The sequence below is a fragment of the Chitinophaga sp. genome (assembly GCF_036566945.1).
In the GTDB taxonomy this organism is placed as follows: Bacteria; Bacteroidota; Bacteroidia; order Chitinophagales; family Chitinophagaceae; genus Chitinophaga.
Map to the genome: position 1 here is coordinate 1 of NZ_DATCVJ010000733.1, position 2369 is coordinate 2369.

Genomic DNA, 2369 nt, shown 5'->3' on the forward strand with positions numbered 1-2369 from the left:
AAACTACGATCGCGGCTCATCGCGGCAGCCATTGCCCTTATCCCGGCAGGTATCATCATCTTACAGGATGAAACAGGATTGGCGCTGGTCTATTTTTCCTTCTTCCTGGTCATGTACCGGGAAGGTTTGCCCGGTGTGCTGCTGGTGATTGCATTTTCTGGTATCGTGTTGGTGTTGTCTGCCCTGCTGGTAGACCGAACGATACTCTTCATCATATTTACCGTTATCACCGCGCTGGTCATTTATTTCAGCAGGCGTGAAATAAAACGAAAGCGATCGAGGCTCGCCGTGATTCTCGGCGTATATGCCTTCTGCGGTTTGTTTGTGATGTTTATTGTTCCTTTTGTATTTACAAAAGTGCTGAAGGACTACCAGGTACGACGTATTGAAGTAATGCTGGGGAAAGAAAATGATCCCAAAGCGACTTACAATACCCGACAGAGTATGATTGCGATTGGCTCCGGTGGATTCTGGGGCAAAGGATACCTGAAAGGTACCCAAACCCGCTATGACTTTGTACCTGAACAGAGCACCGACTTTATCTTTTGTACGATAGGAGAAGACTTTGGCTTCTTCGGCAGTGTGATTTTCCTGGCTATTTATGTGGCCCTGCTTTTCCGGATCATCTTTGTCGCGGAGCGACAGCGATCGACATTTACGCGAGTCTATGCCTATGGTGTAGCCAGTATCATCTTTTTCCATCTGGCCATTAACATTGCTATGACGATCGGGTTAGCGCCTGTAATCGGGATACCCTTGCCATTAGTGAGTTATGGAGGATCATCACTGATGACGTTTACCATGTTGATATTTATTTTACTTCGCCTGGACGCAGACAGGCAAATGGTTTTAAGATAGCAGAAAGCTGAAAGCAGAAAGCTATTGTTCCGGAGATTATTTCGCTTATATCTCTTGCACAATAGCTTTTTGCTTTCTGCTTTCAGCTTTCTGCTATCTTTGCATCATTATGGCACGTATTATTCCATTATCCGAAGGGTCATTTACCGTAGACGGGACCAAGAAATTCCAACCTTTTAAGTTAGGAACAGATAGTATGCAGGATCGTCCGCATGGTTCATTGCTGGTAGAAATACAGCCGTTCCTGGTGATCACTGACCGTGATTATATTTTATTCGATACGGGACTGGGATTTCGTAACCCGGATGGGGTATTACAAATTCACCAGCACCTGATAGATCATGGCATCAATCCTATGGAGATTACCAAAGTATTGATGAGTCATTTGCATAAGGACCATTCCGGTGGAGTATCTTCTGAAGATCCTATTACCAGGGAGCGCGCCCTTACTTTTCCAGGTGCTACCTACTATGTAAATAATGAGGAGATGTTGTATGCGCTGGAACATTCCGGTAAATCATACCTCGCTGAAGATATTATACTATTACAGCAACGCGATAACGTTGTATTTACTACCGGCGATGGCATTATAGATGACTATATTCGTTATGAAGTTACCGGTGGCCACTGTCCTTACCACCAGGTATTTTTGATAGATGACGGAGAAGATAAAGTATTTTTTGGGGGAGATGTGGCACCGCAGATATCCCAGATGAAAAGTCGTTTTGCCGCCAAGTATGATTATGATGGCAAGCGCAGTATGGAACTCCGGCAGGAATTTCTGGAGCGTGGCAAGCAGGAAGGCTGGACTTTTCTTTTTTATCATGATACCAAAGAGCCTTTCGCGAAATTTTCATAAAGCTTTTGGGCAGATAACTTTGGCTATCTGCCCAAAAGCAACAACATTATATCCCCCCTCAAAAAGCTAACTTTCAAAGTCTGGTGTTACCATCTGAAAACTTCTTCCAAAACACTATCTTGTAGGTAAAAAAAGTCATGGAAAATCTGACCAGCTTTGGCGAAGCCTGGGTCCGGGCGTGGAACTCACACGACCTGGAGGAAATATTATCGCATTACGATGCTGACATTGTTTTTTATTCTCCCCTCATTAAAAAGATTAACAACGATCCTACCGGTTGTATCAGGGGAAAGGAAAATTTACGTGCTTATTTCAGTAAGGGATTGGCCGCTTACCCCGACTTACATTTCGAGTTGTATCACATCCTGGAAGGAGTGAATTCGGTGGTGCTTTATTATAAGAGTGTAAAAGATATGCTGAGTGCGGAGTTGATGGTATTAAATGAAAAGGGGCTGGTATGTGAGGTGCGGGCGCATTATAAATAAGAATTACGAATTACGAATTACGAATTACGAATTTCAAATTAAGGACTTCAAATTCGTAATTCTTCCTACGGTCTTCTTCTCGGACCGCCTCCCTGGCCCATCCGGTTCATCCTTTGGCTGTTTACATGATTGATCATAATGGTGCGGAACTCTCTTTCTGTTTTGAA

3 protein-coding genes are annotated in these 2369 nt (G+C 43.8%); all 3 read left to right on the forward strand.

Annotated elements, in window-relative coordinates:
- A partial coding sequence (gene rodA, locus VIP81_RS22050; protein WP_331966432.1) for a rod shape-determining protein RodA occupies window positions 1–858 on the forward strand: 858 nt, incomplete at its 5' end.
- A gap of 109 nt (window positions 859–967) precedes the next feature.
- Window positions 968–1717: an MBL fold metallo-hydrolase gene (locus VIP81_RS22055; protein ID WP_331966435.1), complete on the forward strand. Its 750-nt coding sequence runs from the start codon at window positions 968–970 to the stop codon at window positions 1715–1717.
- 137 nt (window positions 1718–1854) lie between these two features.
- Window positions 1855–2202 carry a nuclear transport factor 2 family protein gene (locus VIP81_RS22060; protein ID WP_331966438.1) on the forward strand — a complete coding sequence of 116 codons (348 nt, stop codon included), beginning with the start codon at window positions 1855–1857 and terminating at the stop codon, window positions 2200–2202.
- Window positions 2203–2369 lie beyond the last annotated feature (167 nt).

Bases quoted from the DNA above. Each gene is read 5' to 3' on its own strand.
- VIP81_RS22055 (WP_331966435.1), top strand. From the start codon at position 968: ATGGCACGTATTATTCCATTATCCGAAGGGTCATTTACCGTAGACGGG.
- VIP81_RS22060 (WP_331966438.1), top strand. From the start codon at position 1,855: ATGGAAAATCTGACCAGCTTTGGCGAAGCCTGGGTCCGGGCGTGGAAC.